Raw genomic sequence first — 18,834 nt, 5'->3', positions numbered from 1 at the left:
ATTGATTCAAATTTAGGAATTCATCAAAAGATAGTAAAAGCACTTGGTCATAATATCATTCATATTCATATACAATTTTGAAAAGTTAATATATTTTTGCTTTTTTATTGATTTTTAACTCCCTTGAGTACTATAAAATCCTTAGGTAAAAATAAGTTGTTTGTTAAAACTAATGACGCAAACATTGGATTTGTCTTTACTTCTTTAGTTGGTTTTTCTACATCTAAAGCATAATCACTAAGAAAATACATTCTTCGCTCAAAAGCAATCATTTGAAAGTTATTTAGATCGTTTAATTGACGAACAAAACTTGATGTTAAAAAGAATTGATTGCCATAAATTAATGCTCATTTAATATTAGGTCCAAGTGATTGTAAACGTGCTAATGTTTGAGCTTTTCCTGTAAAAGGAGGGTTTGAAATAATAATGTCAAAAGGTTCTTCAGGGATATAATTATAAAAATCTTGTCCGGTGTTTATATGAGTATTAATAACCTTATATCCCCTTTGTCTTAATACTGTTGGAAAACTTGAAATATCCAAATCAAATGGACATCAAACAGTCATATCCTTAGTAAGTGCTTTGGTGCTTTCTAAGTAATTGATGATATATTCTACTCATTTTCTAGGCGTGTAAAGTTCATTGTTTTTACTAAATTGTTTTTTAATCATTATTTGCTCCTTTACTTTTTCAAGTGCTTTATTTTATAAGGATAATGGAGCAAATAAATAGATCTAAAAAATCACATTTTTTAATGTGATTTTTGATGATTTTTTACATTTAACAATTTAAAAATTTATACTTCAAATAAATCTAAAATAATTATTTTTTGAAAGGAATGACAAATGACAATACCAAAACCTTTAAAACTAACAACAAAAATTTGAAAAAATCACACCGAAACTTTAAAACAAGAACTTGATATTTTTCCGCAAAAAGATTTATGTAAAAAAGTTATAAAAAATTTAGCTAAAATGTAATTTATAAAGAGAATTTATGATTAAAGAAAAAAATATTATTTGTTTAAATAAACATTCCTTAAAAGCACAAAAAGAGCCTTATTTAAAGCATTTTAATGTTATTGATGATAAATTAAGCACCTTACTTATAAAAACAAATAAAGGGCTAACTAAGCTTAATTTTAGCTATTATTTAGATGAAGATATTGCCATAGAAATCTTTGAAGATTTAATTACTCAAGCTTTTGAGTTTGCTAACACTTCAGAAGATCAAGTTGATAATACTAAAATGGGAATTTTTAAAGATAAAGTGCTTTTGCATTATCACAATTATATTAGCTACATTGATACTTTAGAAAAGCAAAATAATTTTGATTTGCTTGCTTATATTGTTGCTAATTTAGCTAAACAACATATTTTAATCAACGGAAATAAGCGAGTAATATTTGCTTTTATGGTGTTATTTTTACAAAATCTATGTGGACTATATTTAAGCACTCAAAAAAATGATAAACAATATACTGAAATAATTAATAATTATGTAATTCATAATAAAGAAAAACATTTAAATTTATATATTAAAAACTTTATTTTAAACAACACTGTTATTGCTTAAAATTAAAGTAAAAAAAGCAAGATTTTATCTTGCTTTTTAAATACTTTTTTTACGAGTAAAGATTTTTTTAATTATTCGATAAAGCAATAAAGTTAATGGAATAAAAATTAAAAATAACACACAAAATACATAAAAATAAAATCAGTATTTTTTAATTTGCGAAGTATGCTGTTTAACTAAAGTTTCATATTTAGTAAGTTCGCTTGAAAAAGTTCCTGAAATTAAATTAATACGATATTTGACAAAAACATAACTTAAAGCACTAATAAACATTGTTGATGCTAAAATAATTAAATTAGTTAAGCAAAACAACGCTACATTACCAAAAGAATTTTTTAATCCATCTTTAATGTTAAGGCGTCAGTGAAAATTACTCTTTACAGAACCTAAAGTAGTATCTACATCTTTAAGTAAATAAATAATCAAAATGAATAACCCATAAAATGTTAATAAAAAGATATTAATTCAAATTAAATGAACTAAAAATTTGTTTAATGAAAGATATTTTTTAAAAAAGATTGCTGATTTATCACTAGTAATTTGAATATCTTTAATTAAGCTTTCTCTTCATAATCTAAAGGAATTATTAATTAATTTAAAATCTAAAAACTTAGCTAAAACCAGGACAAATGATACTGCGTTATAAATGTTTAAAAACACAGCAACAGTGTATTGAAATTCAAAATTAATAATATGAGTGTATATTAGTGTTGAAATTATGGCTGCACTAAGAAAAGTTAACACAAAAAACCATAACATTATTAAAATGTATTTTCGTTCAAAGGTTAGACTTTTTAAAAAATATTCTTTAGCAAATCAATCATATCCTGTAAAAGCCTTTGATTCTAAAGTTTCTGGGATATTTTGGTGTTGAGATATAGCTTGATTATTTAAGGGTTCTTGTGATGAAAATGGCGTTTTTAAAAAAGAAAGCTTGTTAATTAACACATTGAGTTTCTCCTTTGGTTATTCTTGTAATTTGGTTCTAAAAATAAGTTTTTGTTCATAATCATTATAAAAAAATCTAATCATTTGTTTATTTGAACTATCAGGTAAAAAGATTGCCTCTCCAACAGTTGAATTAGCGATATAATCTTTTTCGCTTTGAAGTAATTTAGCACTATCAGGGAGCATATTATCAAAGAATTTGATATCTTCTTGAGATATTTTAAGGACAAATTTATATTGAGTTTGCTCTAAAAGTTGTTTAGTTAAATTTTTAATATTTTCATTTAAAGCAAAATCTTTAAAGCTTTGTGTTCCTTGAATAAGTAGCCCCCAAAACTTTCTTAGTGTTTTAATAGCATCAAATAAAAACGATACTAAATATAATCCACCAGCTCCACCGATAAATTTATGAATTTCATCAACAACAATAACAATACTACGTCATTTATGTTGATTTTCTCATCCATAATTTTGAATGTTATAAAATAAGTTATCAATAATAGCTTTATTAAAATTACTAATTAAGATATAACATATAATTTCTGCTTCTTTTTTTGATGAATTTAAAATACTTTGAAGATTATATGAAATGATATTTCCATTAAAATCGATCACTTTATCAGTGTTAAAATATGAATAATTACCATTTTCTTTATCAAAGTTATTTTGTAAAAATCTAAGTGCTTTAATTAAGCTTTCTTGAGTGTAAATATTGTTATTAAGAGTTGAAAGTTCTTTAATATCTAAATTATCAGCATATTTAATAACATCTTCAAAAGTAATTGGTTTAAGTGTTTCAATATCATTTTCTTCATTAGCAAACCCTGCTAAAGTATAAGTTTTTCGAACTAATAAACTTAAAAAATCAAGTTCTTCAGCAGTAATTTGCTCATTTAAAATAGTAAAAAGACCTTTTAAAAATTCGATTTTCTTTTTAATGATTGATTTATTAGAATTTTTATGTAAGGTTATTCCATCATCATCAATGTAATAATCATTTTTAAGTTCAAGTAAATTAGTTTGAAACTTTGAAATATCAGTTAAATTAACTACTTGACCATTGAACTTTTTGGTAATTTTAGAATAATCATTATTAGGGTCAATAAATAAAACCCGATCGTTTTTTAAAATGTGTTTTAATGCTACTTTAGAAATAGCGGCCGTTTTACCACTTCCTGTTTCACCGATAAAAAACATTGAAGAAGATGGACGAGTAAAGGTCTTTTTCATATCATCAAAGAAAATTAGTCCATTTGAATAGCTTTGAGATGCTAAAATAAAATAATCTTCATCATTAAAATATTCATAAGTAAAAGGTCAAGTTCGAGCTAAGTTTAAACTGGAAAAGACAATAGAGTTTTCAAAGCTATTTTGAAGATTAAAAAATTCTTTAAAAGCTTTAATCTGATTAAGATGTCAATAATTAAATTCTAACTTATAACGCTCATTTCTTGCTTTTAAAATATTTAAAATTTCATCTTTTTGGGTTTTGAGTTGTTCTTCGGTTTTATTTTCTTTATCAAGGACGATACACTCAAAAACAGATACATTAATAAAAGACACATCAAAGCGATTAAATTCTTCGATATATTGATCTAGTGCTTGTAATTCTAATTCAAAACTACGTCTTTTAACAGTTGATTTTGAGTCAAAATGCTCAAATTCTAAAATATCTTGAGCTTTATCAAGCATTTTAGTTGAATGTTCTGCTCCATATGGAGAACAATCAACTAAAACATTAGAATGTTGATTTTGAAAAAATGCTTGAATAAAAAATTCGCTTATATTAATCGGAACTTCCTTTAAAGAAGAAAAAATAACTCTTTTATTATCAAAATCTACACTGTCTTTATTAATAAATAAGTTATCAACTACATACTTTGTATTTTCTTCTTCTATTTGATGCCTTCCGAAAAATAAATTATCAAAAAATTCTAAGATTTTTTCTTTTTTGCTCACAATTTCTGGATTTAAAAAATTAATAAGTTTTAAAGCACTTTTTAAAGATGTTAAAGAGCTTTGATAATCATTATCCACAGCTACTAAAATAAAATATGAATGTCTCTTTGAATTAAAATGGTTTTCAAAGTGATTTAATTCGGCTGCATAATTAATATAATAATCTTTGTATAAATCTGAATTTTGTTGTTCAGGATTTAAACTTTCAAAAACATTTTTAAGTTTTTGATTATTTTTTTCATAGTTATTTTTTAAGTTTAATTTTAAGAATTTAAAAGGGGTTTTTAAAGCAAATAAAAATGAATTAAATTTATAAACAAAACGGTCAATTTCTTCTTGAGAGTATTTTCAAATGTTTTTTCCTTGTAATTCCACTAAAATTCATTCAGTATCATCATAAATAATTGCTCCATTTTCATCAATTCTTTGAAAAGGAGAAAAATTAGCAACTTGATTTTGGTTATATTCTTTTTGAGAAAAAGAATATTGAATAGAGTACCAAGTATTTTTATAACGTCTTAAACTATTTTTGTTAGTTGGTAGTCCCCATATTAGAGTAATAGAACAAATTAATATAAAAATTCCAAAAACTCATCAATAACTTAACAAAAATAAAAATGTCAAAGAAATTAATATACTAAAAACAATCGAAATAAAGATAAAAATAAAATCACTTTTTTCTAATTTAGAATCTAAAATTCTAATCTTTTTATTTTTAATGTTATTTGGTTGAAGCATTTTATTTATCTCCTTTATTTTGTGAAACATTTATTTGTTTAGAACTTTTAGTTTGACCAGAAGTATTTTCTACTTCGATATTTATATTAATTTCACTAGAATTATTTGTTTTTGGTTGATTATCTATAGGGATTGGAAAAATTGGATTTTCTTTAGCAAATGATTTAATTTGAGTTAAATTAATAGGGTTGTATGAACTCTTATTTGCTGATGGATTTAAATTATCATTTTGTTTAGGAGCAACTGTAGTAGCGTTTGAGTTTGAGTTTGGAATTTGTTGAGTTTTAAACTTATTAGCACTTTGTTGAACTTTAGATTTAACTTTTTTAGGTACTATTGCTGAACCAAAACCACTGACTAACCTTGTTCCACCAGATAAATCTAAACCATTATTAAACCCAAAATATGCGGGGAATTTTTCGAGAAGTTTTGAAAATGAAGAAGTTAAAGCAAAACATAAAATAGCAGTTAAAATCATTTCTCCAACCCAAGATACAATAACAACATCTTTGAAAATATTAAGAGAATGAATTATTGGTAAAACAAGTTCAATTAAAAGAGAAACAAAACTATAACCTATTAAACAAAACAAATAAGAAAGAATTAAACCTTTAATTTCGTTTCAATATTGTTTACTATCTTTTGAATTTTTGTCATAAAAAAGTAATTTAATATTATAAATTGGTGAAAGCAAAAGCATTAAAAGAAGTTTTCATATTAATTTTGCCATTCCTAAAGCAAAATTTAAAACAAGCATTAAATAAATGAGAATTAATACAAATCCCCGTAAAAGAAAGCTCATAGAATCCCCAGAATAAATGGTTCTTCATTGACTAAAATCTCATCAGTAATATCTTTTTGTAAGTTCTCTTCATTCATTAACATCCCAACCGCGGTTTTTATTTCATTCTACAAAGCGGATTTGATCTCACAAACTATCAGATATTGAAGTGTTATTCAGTCCTGCTGATTGTTTAATAAGAAGAACAATAAATTTTAAAATTACTGTCATAAAGTAAATTCCAAATGGAAGTAAAAGTACAATAGCTACATACTTAGGAAGATTGCGAATAAATTTTCTAAATGCTCCACTTTCGGGATATTGTGTTTGATATTTTAAAGCACGATATGCTAAGTATGGAACAAACAAGCCAATAGGTAATAAAAATATTAAAAAAAGTGGATTAAAGTGAAAGTTAGCAAAAGAAAAATTATTTAAGTCTAAATTTGATTTTCCAAAAAATATTAAATTAAATAAATTAAAGCTAATAAATTGAAAAATAAAATCTAAAACTTGAACAACCAAAAAGGGAATTCAAATAAAAATTCAAAATGGTGGAGTAACAACCCCATATAAAATAGAATCAACTAATCAAGAAAACATAAATTTTTAAAATGCCTTAAGTATAATTGCTGTGATTATTCCTGCAACTAAAAGAACAACAAACCCTAAAGCAACCATTAATAAGGCATTTTTTGCTGAATCTTTAGCGTCCTTTTTGTCGCTGCCTTTTGTTTCTGATACTTTTTTAGAAGCTTTGTAGTACATTCAAAAACCAACGCCAATAAGAGCTAAAGCTATAGCGTAAAAGAACAAAGGACCAACAACTTCAATGATTGATCTTCCAAGGGATTTTATTGGTTTAACAATACTATCAACACCGAAGTCATCTTTGTTTTCAAAAAATCTTGTAATTTCTTTTATCATTGTTTTTCTCCTTTAGATATTAACTTGAACGATTTTTTAAATTTTAATCATTCATTTTGAGTATAACGGAATAATATATAAGGATAAAAAAGTACTAGAAAATCGCATAAAAAATGCGATTTTAATGTTTTATTTTAAAAAAATTAGTTTAATAATTTAAATTCTAATTTGTTTTTATCACAAAACCTTTCTAATGTAGTTTTTGAAAAACTAAATAAATACAAACAAATTTTTTTCAAAAAGGTAAGATTAGAAATATTAATTTTGTAATTTTGAATTTGACTTTGTTTACTTTTTCTTAAAAAAACAAAAAATACAATAATTTTTACTCATAAAGAAATTGCTAAAACACTACCAACTATATAAATTACATAAACAAAGGGGTTTATTTTTTGAGATTGTGTTGCTTTATTAACTGTATAACCATATAAAGCTAATAACACAGCATTTAAAATTATGTAAGAAAGTGCGAAAAATACCAATGTAAAACTTAGGAAGTTTTGTAATTGAGCGATTTTGTTGCTATATGTTTTTTTAAGTTTATTTGTGCTTGTTTTGCTCATGTTTAAATTCCTTTTTGTTTTAATAATTAAACTATTAAAACCTTTTTATGCTAACAATAGTATAGCGGAGTGTTAAAACAATCGCAAAAAATCATTAAAAAAGAATTAAAAAACTAAGATAAAAATTATCTTAGTTGATCAAAATTTAAATTAGTATCTTTCTTTTTGAGTTTAAAATTACTTTTAACATGTAAATAAGCAGTAATTAAATCTGATTTAGAAAATCCTGGAATAATAGTATTTTTTTGAGAAAGCTTATTAAAATCTATTTGTTTTAAAATGGTTAAAGCAATTGGATTGATAATTTTAATAAAAATATATTGTCTATTAGTGCTAAGTTCACTTTCTTTAGTGATTATTTTAGAATAATCATAAAATCCTTGTCGAATAATAGCTAAATCTCATTGATATTTGTCTTTATTAAAAAATTTTAAGGTCTTAGGAGTGTTGTTATAAGTGTAGGTAATAAAATCTTCGACTTTTAACTTTGGAGATTGTAAAATCCGTTTATTTGGTAAAAATGATTTCACTTTTGGATTACTTCATAGTTGAAAAACACAATTAACATCATATTGACTATTTCTAACTAAAAAAGAATTTTCTGGTAAATCAATTTCTCAAAGCAATTGAGCGCCTTGGAGAACATGTTTGTGTTTTGAATACTTTTTGAAACTCATCGGAAGTATTAAAGCAACATAAGGTGATTCGCTTAGTCCTTTATTTAAAAATTTTAATGCTAAAGAACCATTTTTTCCAAAAGGTGGGTTTCCAATAATGAAGTTATTTTCATTATAAGGAATATCTTCTAAAAGATAATCTTTAATCATTAAAAGTTTATTTTTACTAAAACTTTTATCAATTTCATAAGCTAAAATATTTTCCGCTTTAATTCCATAATTAATAAGTGAATTGATAAAATTTCCACTTCCAGCACTTGGTTCAATAATAGTGCGTTGATAAATGCTATTTGAGAAAAATTCAGTAATTTTACGAACTAATAAGTCGCTAATTTTAGGGTTAGTAAAAAATTGCTCTTTCTTTTTATTATTCATTGAAAGTCCTTAAAAACGTAATTAATTTATCTTCTCAATTCTTATTTAGGTTATTATCAAAAATACCAATGTTTCTATTAGTAGCAAAAGATAAAGAGTAGTTAAAAGATTTTCGAATTTTAGGTACAAGTCCGAAGATATTTTCGCTACTTTGTGATAGTAAATGATGTTGTGAAAGCTTTTTCTTTAAATCATTTAACATTTGTTTTTCATCAATTAAATCAAAAAACGAATTTAAATAACTACGTGTTGAATTTCCTAAGAAGTCTTCCCCTTTAAAAAATGTAATATTGTTGTTGGTTTGAATATATACATAAAAAGATGAAGCTTTAGGTAAATTAGAATTTCATACTGGAAGAGAACTTTTGTTTAAATTACTAATGCTTTTAATTTCTAAGCAGAAAACATAATCATTACAAAAAATCAAGATATCAGGAAATTGTTGAGTTCCAAATGGATGAATTATAAAGTGATTTTTTAGAGTTTTAAAAGGATTTTGAATTAATTCGATGTTGTTTTTGCTTAACACTTGAACTTTTAAAGTTTTTCATTTTTGCTCAACTTGCTCATAAGTAATTTTTTCATCAAACATTAATTCTTTATTATAAATATGTTGAAGTTTATATTCCTTATCATTACTTAATTTAACAAAATTTAAACTATCTAAAAGTCGTTGCATTACGTCTTCAAAATCTTTTGATGATTTGCTCTGATAAAATTTACTTTTAGAGTTTTGAATATTTAAAAATAATTCTGAGAGTATTTGATAGTTATTTAACATAGTTCTTTCCTTTCGTTTTTTAGCGGGAGTGAAAGTTTTTTAAATAGTAATTTCAAATTCGATTAAACCTTTAATTGTTTGGTAAAAATATTCTTTTTGGTTTTTTATAAAAATATTGTTGTTATCTTCTAATAAAATATTTTGAGCTATAAATTCCAATGAAAAAGGACTTGAAAAATAAGTGATTTTTCCATACATTTTCCTATGTTCTAAAATCTTATAAAGCTTTTCAAAAAATCATTTTGGTAATTGTTCAAAACCTAAATTATCAAAAATCACTACACTAATATTGCTTAAATTTTTAACTATTAACTCACTATTTTCATCAGGGTTATTAAAAGTAGATTTAATGTAATTCATTAAATTTGATACATTGATATAAGCTACTTGAACATGATTTTTAACAAAATCATTAGCAATTGAGTTAAAAATTTTTACAATGTCATCAGTATTTTTACTTTGTATATAAAAACCTTTTTTAATTTGTTTTATGTTGCTTTGAAATTGTTTTTGGTGATTTAATAAGTTAGTAGGAACTAAAGATGAAAGCTTTAACTGACTAAAAAAATATTTATATTTAAAAAATCCTAATTCTTTATATTTAATTAATTGATTTTGTAAAAAAGCTTTAGCTTTTGCGTTATCAGCATACCGAAATGAAGCACTTAGTTTTCCATTTTCATCACGAAAAAGTTCAATAATGTCTATATATTCATTTGGCATTATTTGACGATCGTGAATTTTTAAAAAATAATCTATATTATTAACAATTTCATTATCGCTAATTTGAAGTTTTGAAATTATTTCTGATAAATACGGGTCTTCTTTGATGTTTTGAATTTGTTCTTTGCTAAATAATAAAGCACTATAAATTTTGCTTTTCATATTTTTCCTTAAAGGTATTATTTTACTTTCGTTTAAGCTTTCCGCGACGTTTTAAATATCTTCAAGTTATTAATATTCCAACAACTAAGCTAACGCTACCTAAAACTCCAAAAACAATTGATAAATCACGATTTCTTTTAGCTTGAGCAATTGCTTTTTGTTTCTTAATTTGTTCTTTTTGGGCATCAATTTCTTTTTTAATTGTGTTTGTTTTTTGCTCTAATTGTTCGTGAATATCTTTATCAATATCATTTAAAATATTTGAAATTTCTTCTGAACTTAATTGAACTTCACTTAAATTTTTGAGCAAAATTTGCTTGGTATTGTTTTTAATTAAAGTATATAAATGTAAAGTAGTTTTAAGTTCCTTATTATCCACTAGCAAATTAATAATTGCTTGTTTTTCTTTGTTAATTTGTTTTGAAGAAGAATTAATAACAAGAGAAATGAGTTGATTAATTTTATTTAAAAAATCATTTTTAAATTTGTTATCAGCTAAATCAAAGCTATCAAAGTTTTTAAATTGCTTTAAAATAAGTTCTAATTTTTCTTTGCTTTGTATATTTACTTGGGTGGTAATTAAATTGTTAAACTGCTCTAAAATGTTTTTATAAGAGCCTAAAACAATATATGTTTTTGAAACATTAAAACTAATATTTTCACTATAAATAGCTATGAGTGTTTTGATTTCTTCAAGAGTAAAATCACTATTAATTTGGTAATCTAAGACATTTTCTTTATTAGTTAAAAACTCAATAATATCTTTAAAAATTTTCTTAACATTATCAGCATCAACTAGGATATTGTCAAATGTAAAAATATCATTAATATTTAAGTAATTTAAATTATTAGTTTTATTAAAAATATCAACACTTCAAAAATTCTTATATAAGCTTTGATATTGTTTTAAAGGTTTTAACTCAAAAGAACTTTGAGAAACTTTCTGCTTAGAATAAAGCGTCTCCTTAATTTTTAAATAAAGATCTTGTAGATTTAAATGCTTAATTTGATAAATATTTTTAGGTTTAAAAGTATCAAATAGTTCTTTTAAAATATTTTGAGTGTAATTGATATAATCTTTAACATTATTATCATCAATAATAATTGAAACTTTTGTTAAATTTTTTAAATCTCAAGGGGCTAAATTTACTAAAGAAATTGTTTTGGTAAATTTTGTACAATTTGGCTCTTTGCAAAGACTAATGAGTTTAAGATTAATTTGTTCAGTTTGCTTGTTTATTAATTTAATTAAAGCATTTGAAAATTCAGTTAAATTATCAATATCTCAATTGATTTGATAATATTTTTTAGGATTGAAATTATCTTCAATTTCTAAAATTAATAAGTCAATAAGTTGTTGAATTGAAATTTGTGAATTATTTAAAAATGGATAAATATTAATTAAATCTAAATTTAAGGAATTAAAGATATTCCCTTTATCAGATAAGAACTTCAATTTATAAGGGTCTAAAACAAATGTTTTATCTCCTTTAGAAACTTCAATAATTAATTCGATATCATCAAACTGATAAAGAATTTTTAGCTTATATGTATATAAATTAAATTCTTCTAAGGAAATATTTTTAAATCATTCTCTGGAAAAATGGCTTTTAAATTCTGTTTCTTTAAATAAGTTTTTATTTTTATTTTGAGTATATTGGTCAATTACAGGTTCATTTAAAATGAATTTCCTTTTAATTTCTAAAGTCTCTTGGTCGATTTTAGAAATTCCTGAAGTATCTGGTTTAGTATAATCAGCAACTAAAGATTTAAAGTTTAAAACTATCTTTTTAATAATAGGTTGTTGGTTAAAAAATACAGAATTAAATTTGAGTTCATACTCATATGAGTAATAATAATCATTATCCCCTTTCGGAGAAAGCTTTTTAAAGCTTACACTTTGTAAAAATAAATTATTAGATTTAAATAATTTACGATTAAGACGTTGCATATAAGTCTTATTTTTAAGCATTTCAGTGATTAAGTCATCGTTTTTTAAAGCAAGGTTTTCAAGTTGTTGTTTTACTTCTAAGTCTTGAAAATGTGAAGATTTGAATTTATTATATGCTTGATCTAATTTAAAGTCATTATCTAAAAATGCTTGTTGTGCTTCTAAAAAGACAATGTTGTATTTATAAAATTTAGTATGAGTTAAATCAAAAGTGTTATCTTTAAGTTCTAAAACATCGTTAATAATATCGGAAAAATTATTCTCCCAATTACTTTCGAAAAACTTAATTTTTCCTTGTAAAGTTCCAGAATATTTAATAAAACTTTTTCAATAATTTAATACATCATAATAACTTAGACTCTTGATTTTTTCAGAGGATATTTTTCATATTTCAGTTAAATATCTTGAAAAAAGTTTTCCAATTTTGCTATCATAAAAACGCTCAATATAAGGCCGATTAATTACATCAACTAAATCTTCCTTAGCTTTTTCTGATGTATCTTGAATATTTTTATCATCCAAATTTAATAATAAAAAGTTGCTTTGTCCGCCTTTTTTAGATGAAGCAATTAAATAAGTTCCATTAGCTGAGAAATAAAAGTTTTCAAAGCTATTTTCAATTCCCTTTTCGGTATTTCTAAGAACTTTAACATAAGACTGATTACCATTTTCAAAAAATGGCTCAATACTTAAAGATTTAGCATTTGGATTTAATTTGTAAATAAGAACTAAATCTGCATCTTGTGCTATTTTAAATTCAATTCCACTAGTACTTGAAATTGATTGAGCAACAATTCCTTGTGGAGCATTAAATTGATAAATACTATTTTCAAAAAAGACTTTATCGGTATTATAAAAATAAGTTCCTAACGGCAAATTATTATTTTTATAATAATTATTAAGAAAATAATTATTTTCAATTGAAAACTTATTTGATAATTTATTATTAAATTCATCTTGAATAAATTTTGGATATTGCAAATATTGAGTATAAAAATTACTTTCAGGTAAATTTACTCATACTAAATTGCTTTTTATTCCAGTTTTTGGATCAATGTAAGGATCATAATCTGGATTGGGGATTTGATTACCATTTTCATCTAAAATTGGTTTCCTATCAATTGTGGTTTTAAAACTAGTAATTCGATTAAATTGAGCATATTGCTCTTGTGGATTTCAATTAAGCAATTTAAAATCTGAATGAGCAATTGTTGATGAAACATCTCATTTTTCAGTATAAGAAACAATTTCTGAACCTGTAATTTTATTAAATTTTGTAATTTTTAATTCTATTGGAGTGTTAGTGTCTCATAAATTAGTATTAGCATCCTTTTTTAAAATACTTGCTAAATTAAAAGTAAAGTGTTTGTTTTTTACTTCTAAATTAATTCCATTGACAATAACTTTTTCATCTTCATTTTCTGAATAAAAATCAAATCCAAAAGGAGCAAAAAAGACAAAGTGATTATCAACGCTTTCATCAAAAACTTTAATAGTTTTTTGTTCTTGTAAGTTTTGATTATTTTCAAAAGTATATGAATAATTATTAAAACGTTGAATGCGTAATTCAAGAGCTTTTTTTAATGTTTTAAGAGTATTTTGTGAAAGTTTGTAATTTGGATTTGACAAAGATTTATTTAGCTCACCTTGAGCTTGTAAATAATTGCTAGAATTAAAGAAATTAGTTTTATTAATAAAATTAATTTGTCCTTTAATTTTTCAAGTTTGCTTTTGAATATTACTAATATGAATAATGAAATTTTTTTGTTCTTGATTATTTATATAATCAATATTAAATAAGTAATTTTCTTTTTTATAGCGTTCTTGAGCAAAAAAACTTTTAAGTTGAGTAGATAAATAATTAATCAAACTTTCAAATTCACTTGAATAATCGATATTAATTGAACTATTGTGGTACACATCTTTATTTATGTTTAAAGTATCCTGGATAATTTCACTGTTATTAATACGCAATTTTAAAAACTCTAAAACTTCAGTAATTAAATTATCTTCAACTTTAGCACTGATACTAATTGGCACTAAAGTTGCTACAATTGGTAATGATAAAAATAAAAATTTTAATTTTTGAAGTTTTTTATTGATTATTCTCATTCTTCTTTATCAAAAATAATGCTTGAAGTTTCATTAGGTTTTTGAAATTGCGTAGGATTATTTTGGGATTGTGAAATTAACTGATTTGTGTTTTTGAATTCTTCATTTAAATTGTTAAATTTATTATGAAGAATTTCGAGACTATGAGCTAAAACATAAGTGAAATTTTTTGCTTGTTGAGCATTATATCCAGTAATGATGTGTCCTTGAATAAATAACGAAGTATCTTTTTTAAGTGAGTGTTCCCATATTTTAAAGTTTTTAGTTAAGTAAACAGAAATATATGATTTGCTTTTATCGTCATTTTGAGTTAAAATTGTCAAAAAAGCATAATATTCATTTTTTCTATTTAAGATTCATTTAATCGGGTTAACTAAAGTTCCTTTTAAATATACTTGGTTCATAAAACTCCTTTTTAGTTTACAAATATAAGATTTGAGTTTTTTTACTCACAACATATGAGTATATTTCTAATAAAGATAATGAATTATCAAAATCTACCAGCGAAATTTTGTCTAAAGAAAAATCGCAAGAATTTAAAAAATTATCTTTTGAACTGGTTGTAAAGAATTTTTTGGGATTGACAAAAAATTTTTTATTTAAAAGACTTTGAAAACTAATTTGAGTGTTTAAATCTTCCTTAAAAGGTTCTTTTAATAATTCGGTAAAAAAGATTTTGTCTTTATTTTTATTGGTAAACATTAAAAATAAGTTTTTATTATTTTCTTTACCAGTATAAGTAAAAATATTAAGTTCTAAGTTATTGGTCATTATTTGATTTCCTTTCTTTAATTGGTGGTTTATGAACTAGTAAATCAAAGTTTACTTCGTTAAAATGGGTTTGTAAAATTTTAATTGATATTTGTTGAGAGAGAAAAATTTTAATTTGTTCAAATAATTGTTTATCTTCTAAAGCTTTAAAATCATTCTTTGTTTTTTGATCAATTAAAAAAGCATATAAACTTTTAACATTTTTCTTATAATCAAAATTATCAAAGTCAAAAAACTCAATAAATTCATTATAAGTATTTGAAAATAAAGCATAATTTTCAGAATTAATAAATCGAATAAACAACTCAATTAATTTATTAAAGTTGCTTTGATTTGTTTGTTGTTTATAATCAATTAATGAGTTAATTATTTCCCGTTGTAAATATGCTAACTGCTCTCCTTTGATAGCAAAAAGAACAAAATATTGTAAATCTGAAATGCTTTTATTAAATCAAATATGCTCATAATTAAACTTTTTTATTTGAGCATCTTTTGTTATCTGTTGAATTGAAAATTCAAATGTATCATCCTGGTTTGTTTGTTGAATTTCTTCATTTTTTAATTCATTAACATAATCATTATCTCTATAATCTAATTTTGTTTTTACTCAATTTCGATTTGCTAGAAACTCATTTTTACGTTTGTTTCAATTTTTTAAAGCAATTGGAGTGGTTTCTGAAATTAAAAAATATTCAAAGGCATCATCAAAACCAAAAAAACCTTGGTTATCTTCTTCGCTTTGAAATTCTGCTTTTAAAGATGGTTGTAAGGGTTCTGGGGAATTTTTTTGAGTTTCAAATGAAGAATTATCAACAAAACGAAAAACATTTTTATTAAAAACACAACTGCTTAAGAAAATATTGCTAGAAATAAGAACTCCTAAAGGAATTAAAAATTTAATTTTTAACATTAAATCGAACCATCAAAAGATTAGGATCTACATCTTTAAGTTTTTCGGCATTTTTCTTATTAATAGTTGCTCCTTGAGATTTATAACGATAAATTAAATATGCAATATCTTTATTCTTTTGTTCTGAATCTAAAATTTTGCTTAAAATATGATTAAAATAAATATTTCTAATTAATTTAACTAAAATTAGTAAATCAAAAATTAAAACAATATTAGATAAAACAATTAAAACAGCAAACATTTCTGTTGATATTTTTCTTACAGAAAATAAATAGAAAAATATTGGAATAAAAGTTAAATTAACAGATCCTACATTAACTAAATAATTAAGATTTCTTTTGTGTGGAAAAAAGATTTCAAAGATAAATTTAGTAATTAAGCTAATTATAAAAATAGGAATAAATAATTCGAATAATCACAAGTACATTATTGAGTCTCCTTTATTTGTTCAATTTTTGAAGATTCGTGTGTATTTTTTAAAAGTTCAATTTGAAAAGAATGGTTATATGAACTAGATGCTTTACGTTTTAGTTCATTAGCTCGTGTTATAATGTTAGCTTTTTGAGCTGCTAAAAATTTAAGATTTTCATTTTTTTGTAATTGATTAATCATTTGATCAATTTGTGTGATGTTGTTGTTCTTTATTTTTTTATAAATTGATTGAATTTCGCCAAATGATGGATTAGAAGATAATTGTTTAACTTGTTGAAGTTCTAAGTTTATGTTATTTAAAAATACTTTTTCTTGATGTTTTAAAGATTCAATTTCAGTTTCATCTTTAATATTTTTAAAAGCTTTTGGAGTGTTATTGATAATTTCTTTTTTAAGCTCATCAACAGCTTTTTGTTGAGTGAGTTGATAATTGTATTTTAAAAAGATTTTTTTATACTTAAATTTATAAAATAGATTTTGGATATTTTCGCTAAACTTAAATAAAACTATTAATAAACTTCAAAGTAAAATAAAAACACTTAATCAAATATACTCTTTTGAAAAATGAAAATAATTAATAAATATAACTAACTGACCACTAAAAAAGATTGGTCATAAAGCTTTAATATAAAACATTTTGGTTTTGGATGGGATCATTTTGTTCTCCTTTGGTTAATTGTGTTTGTAGTTGTGGGATTAAATCAAAAAAATAAATTTTAGTAAGCCATTGGTAAAGAACATTCAAAGTTATAGGAATAAATAATCCATTAGGTCCAAGTTTATAATATGGACGATCTAAAAAGTTTTTATCTCATAGTGCTCGTGAAGCTTTAAATAATGAACTATAAATTCCTTCTTTTTTAAAATTTGAATGAATAATTTTCATTCATTTTTTCGGTTCATAAATTTCCTTATTCTGACAATACTTGCGAATTGTTTCTTTATAAAACCTTAATTTTTTAGTAGTGATGAATTTATGTCGTTCAATATCAATGAGCTCATATAAAGAAAGCTTTTTGCGTTGTGATTGAGTTTTATAATGATGTGGTAATAATCAAAAATTGTGCTTATTTAAATAATCAAAAATATTGCTAAAAATACTATAAAGAGCTTGAATACTAATAGAATTTCCGGCAAGAAGTTTCATTTGAGTTTCGGTAATTAAATCGCTTTGTTCAATTAAATTAAAATCTTCTTGATCAAATCCCATATAAACAAAAGCTTCTTTTGGTGAAATAATTCTCAGTGTATTTTGCTCAGGAAAGTAAAATTTTAAATCAGAATTTGTTCCTTGTGCTGTAAGTGTTGGTCCTTTACCTTGAGCTAAGAAAACTTGAGCATATGAATTAAAGTTTGAAAAATTGTTGCTCAATCTTGTACTTGTGATGTTATTAAAAGATGTTGTAAATTTTCCTAATGGGTGTTTAGTTAATAAATGATTATAGTTTCGATAGTCTAAGTTAGGATCTAAAATATCTTCCAAAAAAATTTCTTTTTGCTTGACATCTTTAAATTTAAAAGGTTCTGAAGATACAGATTTTAAAATCGAAACAGCATATACCCGTTTACGATTTTGAGCCGACCCTAAATTAGCTGAATTAATTACTTCTCAAGTAGTGTGATATCCAATAGTAGATAAAAATTCAACTCAACGTTCAAAATCTCCTAAAAATTTTGGTCCAACTAAAGCAGGAACATTTTCTAAAATTAATACTTTTGGTAATTTATCTAAATTAGTTTCTAAAATCCGTTTAACTTCATAAATTAATTGACTTTGTGGATTATCAAATCCTTGTTGGGGTCCAGCTTGTGAAAAACCAACACAGGGAAATGAATAAGTAAAGATATCGATATTTTCAGGTAGTTGAGTAAACTGTTTAATATCAGTATGGTTATTTGGTGGGGATTTTTTATAAACTTTCCTAAAATACAAAGGATTAACAAATGAGTAAAGGTAAGGAAACATCCTTTGTAGTTTTTCTTCGCTAAGTGAATTAAAATAATTAACTTTGATTTCGTTTTTAGTATCAAAACTAAAAGTGTAAGGAGTAAGTTTTTCAATTAATTGTTCTTTAGTAAAATTTTTTTCGGGTTTAAGGTGGCCAAAATTTAAAATTTGATATGAAATAATTTGATTAATTCCCCATTCAATAGAACCAACGCTTTCAACGTGAAAACCTTTTTCGTTTCCAAGTTTTTTAAGAGCTTTTATTTGAGCTCCAAGCCCAGCAAAAGCTTCAAATATTCTAAGTGTCTGCATGATTAATTTTTTTATTTCCTAAAGTATTTTTGATTATTAAATTTTCATCGGGTTGTATTATTTTTCATTAAATCTCCTTTGCTTTAAAATAAAAAATTCACACCCCTAAGGATGTGAATTTTTCTCTACCCACAAATTTTACAGACTATCATCAATTGAATAAGCATCTTGTAAAATAGTAAACTTATT

At 23.7% G+C, this 18,834-nt stretch carries 18 protein-coding genes; 2 read left to right on the top strand and 16 right to left on the bottom strand.

Annotation, left to right across the window (positions count from 1 at the left end):
• Window positions 1-104: 104 nt before the first annotated feature.
• Entirely contained in the window at window positions 105-671 is a 567-nt protein-coding gene (locus tag EXC58_RS03210) for a sugar-phosphate nucleotidyltransferase (RefSeq protein WP_129725601.1), read from the bottom strand.
• A gap of 174 nt (window positions 672-845) precedes the next feature.
• On the opposite strand from EXC58_RS03210, the gene EXC58_RS04850 reads away from it, so the two are divergent.
• Together EXC58_RS04850 and EXC58_RS03205 are read left to right on the top strand one after the other, a co-directional pair.
• Window positions 846-980, top strand: a complete 135-nt coding sequence (locus EXC58_RS04850) for a hypothetical protein (RefSeq protein WP_268809164.1) — start codon at window positions 846-848, stop codon at window positions 978-980.
• Between the two features lie 16 nt (window positions 981-996).
• The gene (locus tag EXC58_RS03205) at window positions 997-1,575 is read left to right on the top strand and encodes a Fic family protein (protein ID WP_129725600.1); all 579 of its coding nucleotides are present in this window, start codon (window positions 997-999) and stop codon (window positions 1,573-1,575) included.
• A 36-nt stretch (window positions 1,576-1,611) separates the two neighbouring features.
• Here the strand turns inward: EXC58_RS03205 and EXC58_RS03200 are convergent, their stop codons facing one another.
• The 15 genes from EXC58_RS03200 to EXC58_RS03130 form a co-directional block, all read right to left on the bottom strand.
• The gene (locus EXC58_RS03200; RefSeq protein WP_129725599.1) at window positions 1,612-2,523 is read right to left on the bottom strand and encodes an MSC_0882 family membrane protein; all 912 of its coding nucleotides are present in this window, start codon (window positions 2,521-2,523) and stop codon (window positions 1,612-1,614) included.
• An 18-nt stretch (window positions 2,524-2,541) separates the two neighbouring features.
• Window positions 2,542-5,220: a hypothetical protein gene (locus EXC58_RS03195; RefSeq protein WP_165177547.1), complete on the bottom strand. Its 2,679-nt coding sequence runs from the start codon at window positions 5,218-5,220 to the stop codon at window positions 2,542-2,544.
• 1 nt (window position 5,221) lies between these two features.
• Entirely contained in the window at window positions 5,222-6,604 is a 1,383-nt protein-coding gene (locus tag EXC58_RS03190) for an Mbov_0396 family ICE element transmembrane protein (RefSeq protein WP_129725597.1), read from the bottom strand.
• A 6-nt stretch (window positions 6,605-6,610) separates the two neighbouring features.
• On the bottom strand, window positions 6,611-6,928 hold the full coding sequence (locus EXC58_RS03185) for a hypothetical protein (protein WP_129725596.1): 318 nt from the start codon (window positions 6,926-6,928) through the stop codon (window positions 6,611-6,613).
• A 143-nt stretch (window positions 6,929-7,071) separates the two neighbouring features.
• Window positions 7,072-7,491 carry a hypothetical protein gene (locus EXC58_RS03180; protein WP_129725595.1) on the bottom strand — a complete coding sequence of 140 codons (420 nt, stop codon included), beginning with the start codon at window positions 7,489-7,491 and terminating at the stop codon, window positions 7,072-7,074.
• A gap of 125 nt (window positions 7,492-7,616) precedes the next feature.
• Window positions 7,617-8,543, bottom strand: a complete 927-nt coding sequence (locus EXC58_RS04765; RefSeq protein WP_197723785.1) for a DNA methyltransferase family protein — start codon at window positions 8,541-8,543, stop codon at window positions 7,617-7,619.
• On the bottom strand, window positions 8,536-9,324 hold the full coding sequence (locus EXC58_RS03170) for a hypothetical protein (RefSeq protein ID WP_129725594.1): 789 nt from the start codon (window positions 9,322-9,324) through the stop codon (window positions 8,536-8,538). Before EXC58_RS03170 ends, EXC58_RS04765 begins: the two co-directional genes overlap by 8 nt.
• A 39-nt stretch (window positions 9,325-9,363) precedes the next feature.
• Entirely contained in the window at window positions 9,364-10,209 is an 846-nt protein-coding gene (locus EXC58_RS03165) for a P-loop NTPase family protein (protein WP_129725593.1), read from the bottom strand.
• 22 nt (window positions 10,210-10,231) lie between these two features.
• Window positions 10,232-14,272, bottom strand: a complete 4,041-nt coding sequence (locus EXC58_RS03160; RefSeq protein ID WP_129725592.1) for a hypothetical protein — start codon at window positions 14,270-14,272, stop codon at window positions 10,232-10,234.
• Window positions 14,263-14,676: a single stranded DNA-binding domain-containing protein gene (locus EXC58_RS03155; protein WP_129725591.1), complete on the bottom strand. Its 414-nt coding sequence runs from the start codon at window positions 14,674-14,676 to the stop codon at window positions 14,263-14,265. Before EXC58_RS03155 ends, EXC58_RS03160 begins: the two co-directional genes overlap by 10 nt.
• Window positions 14,677-14,692: 16 nt before the next feature.
• Entirely contained in the window at window positions 14,693-15,043 is a 351-nt protein-coding gene (locus EXC58_RS03150; protein WP_129725590.1) for a hypothetical protein, read from the bottom strand.
• Window positions 15,033-15,953, bottom strand: a complete 921-nt coding sequence (locus EXC58_RS03145; protein ID WP_129725589.1) for a hypothetical protein — start codon at window positions 15,951-15,953, stop codon at window positions 15,033-15,035. The genes EXC58_RS03150 and EXC58_RS03145 overlap by 11 nt, the downstream gene beginning before the upstream one ends.
• Window positions 15,940-16,380: a hypothetical protein gene (locus EXC58_RS03140; RefSeq protein ID WP_129725588.1), complete on the bottom strand. Its 441-nt coding sequence runs from the start codon at window positions 16,378-16,380 to the stop codon at window positions 15,940-15,942. The genes EXC58_RS03145 and EXC58_RS03140 overlap by 14 nt, the downstream gene beginning before the upstream one ends.
• Entirely contained in the window at window positions 16,380-17,042 is a 663-nt protein-coding gene (locus EXC58_RS03135; protein WP_129725587.1) for a hypothetical protein, read from the bottom strand. Before EXC58_RS03135 ends, EXC58_RS03140 begins: the two co-directional genes overlap by 1 nt.
• Window positions 17,008-18,645 carry a DNA cytosine methyltransferase gene (locus EXC58_RS03130; protein ID WP_129725586.1) on the bottom strand — a complete coding sequence of 546 codons (1,638 nt, stop codon included), beginning with the start codon at window positions 18,643-18,645 and terminating at the stop codon, window positions 17,008-17,010. The genes EXC58_RS03135 and EXC58_RS03130 overlap by 35 nt, the downstream gene beginning before the upstream one ends.
• Window positions 18,646-18,834 lie beyond the last annotated feature (189 nt).

The sequence above is a fragment of the Mycoplasmopsis citelli genome, assembly GCF_900660645.1.
Taxonomy (GTDB): domain Bacteria; phylum Bacillota_I; class Bacilli_A; order Mycoplasmatales; family Metamycoplasmataceae; genus Mycoplasmopsis; species Mycoplasmopsis citelli.
Note: the sequence above shows the minus strand (reverse complement) of the source record. Positions and strands in the feature narration are given on the sequence as shown.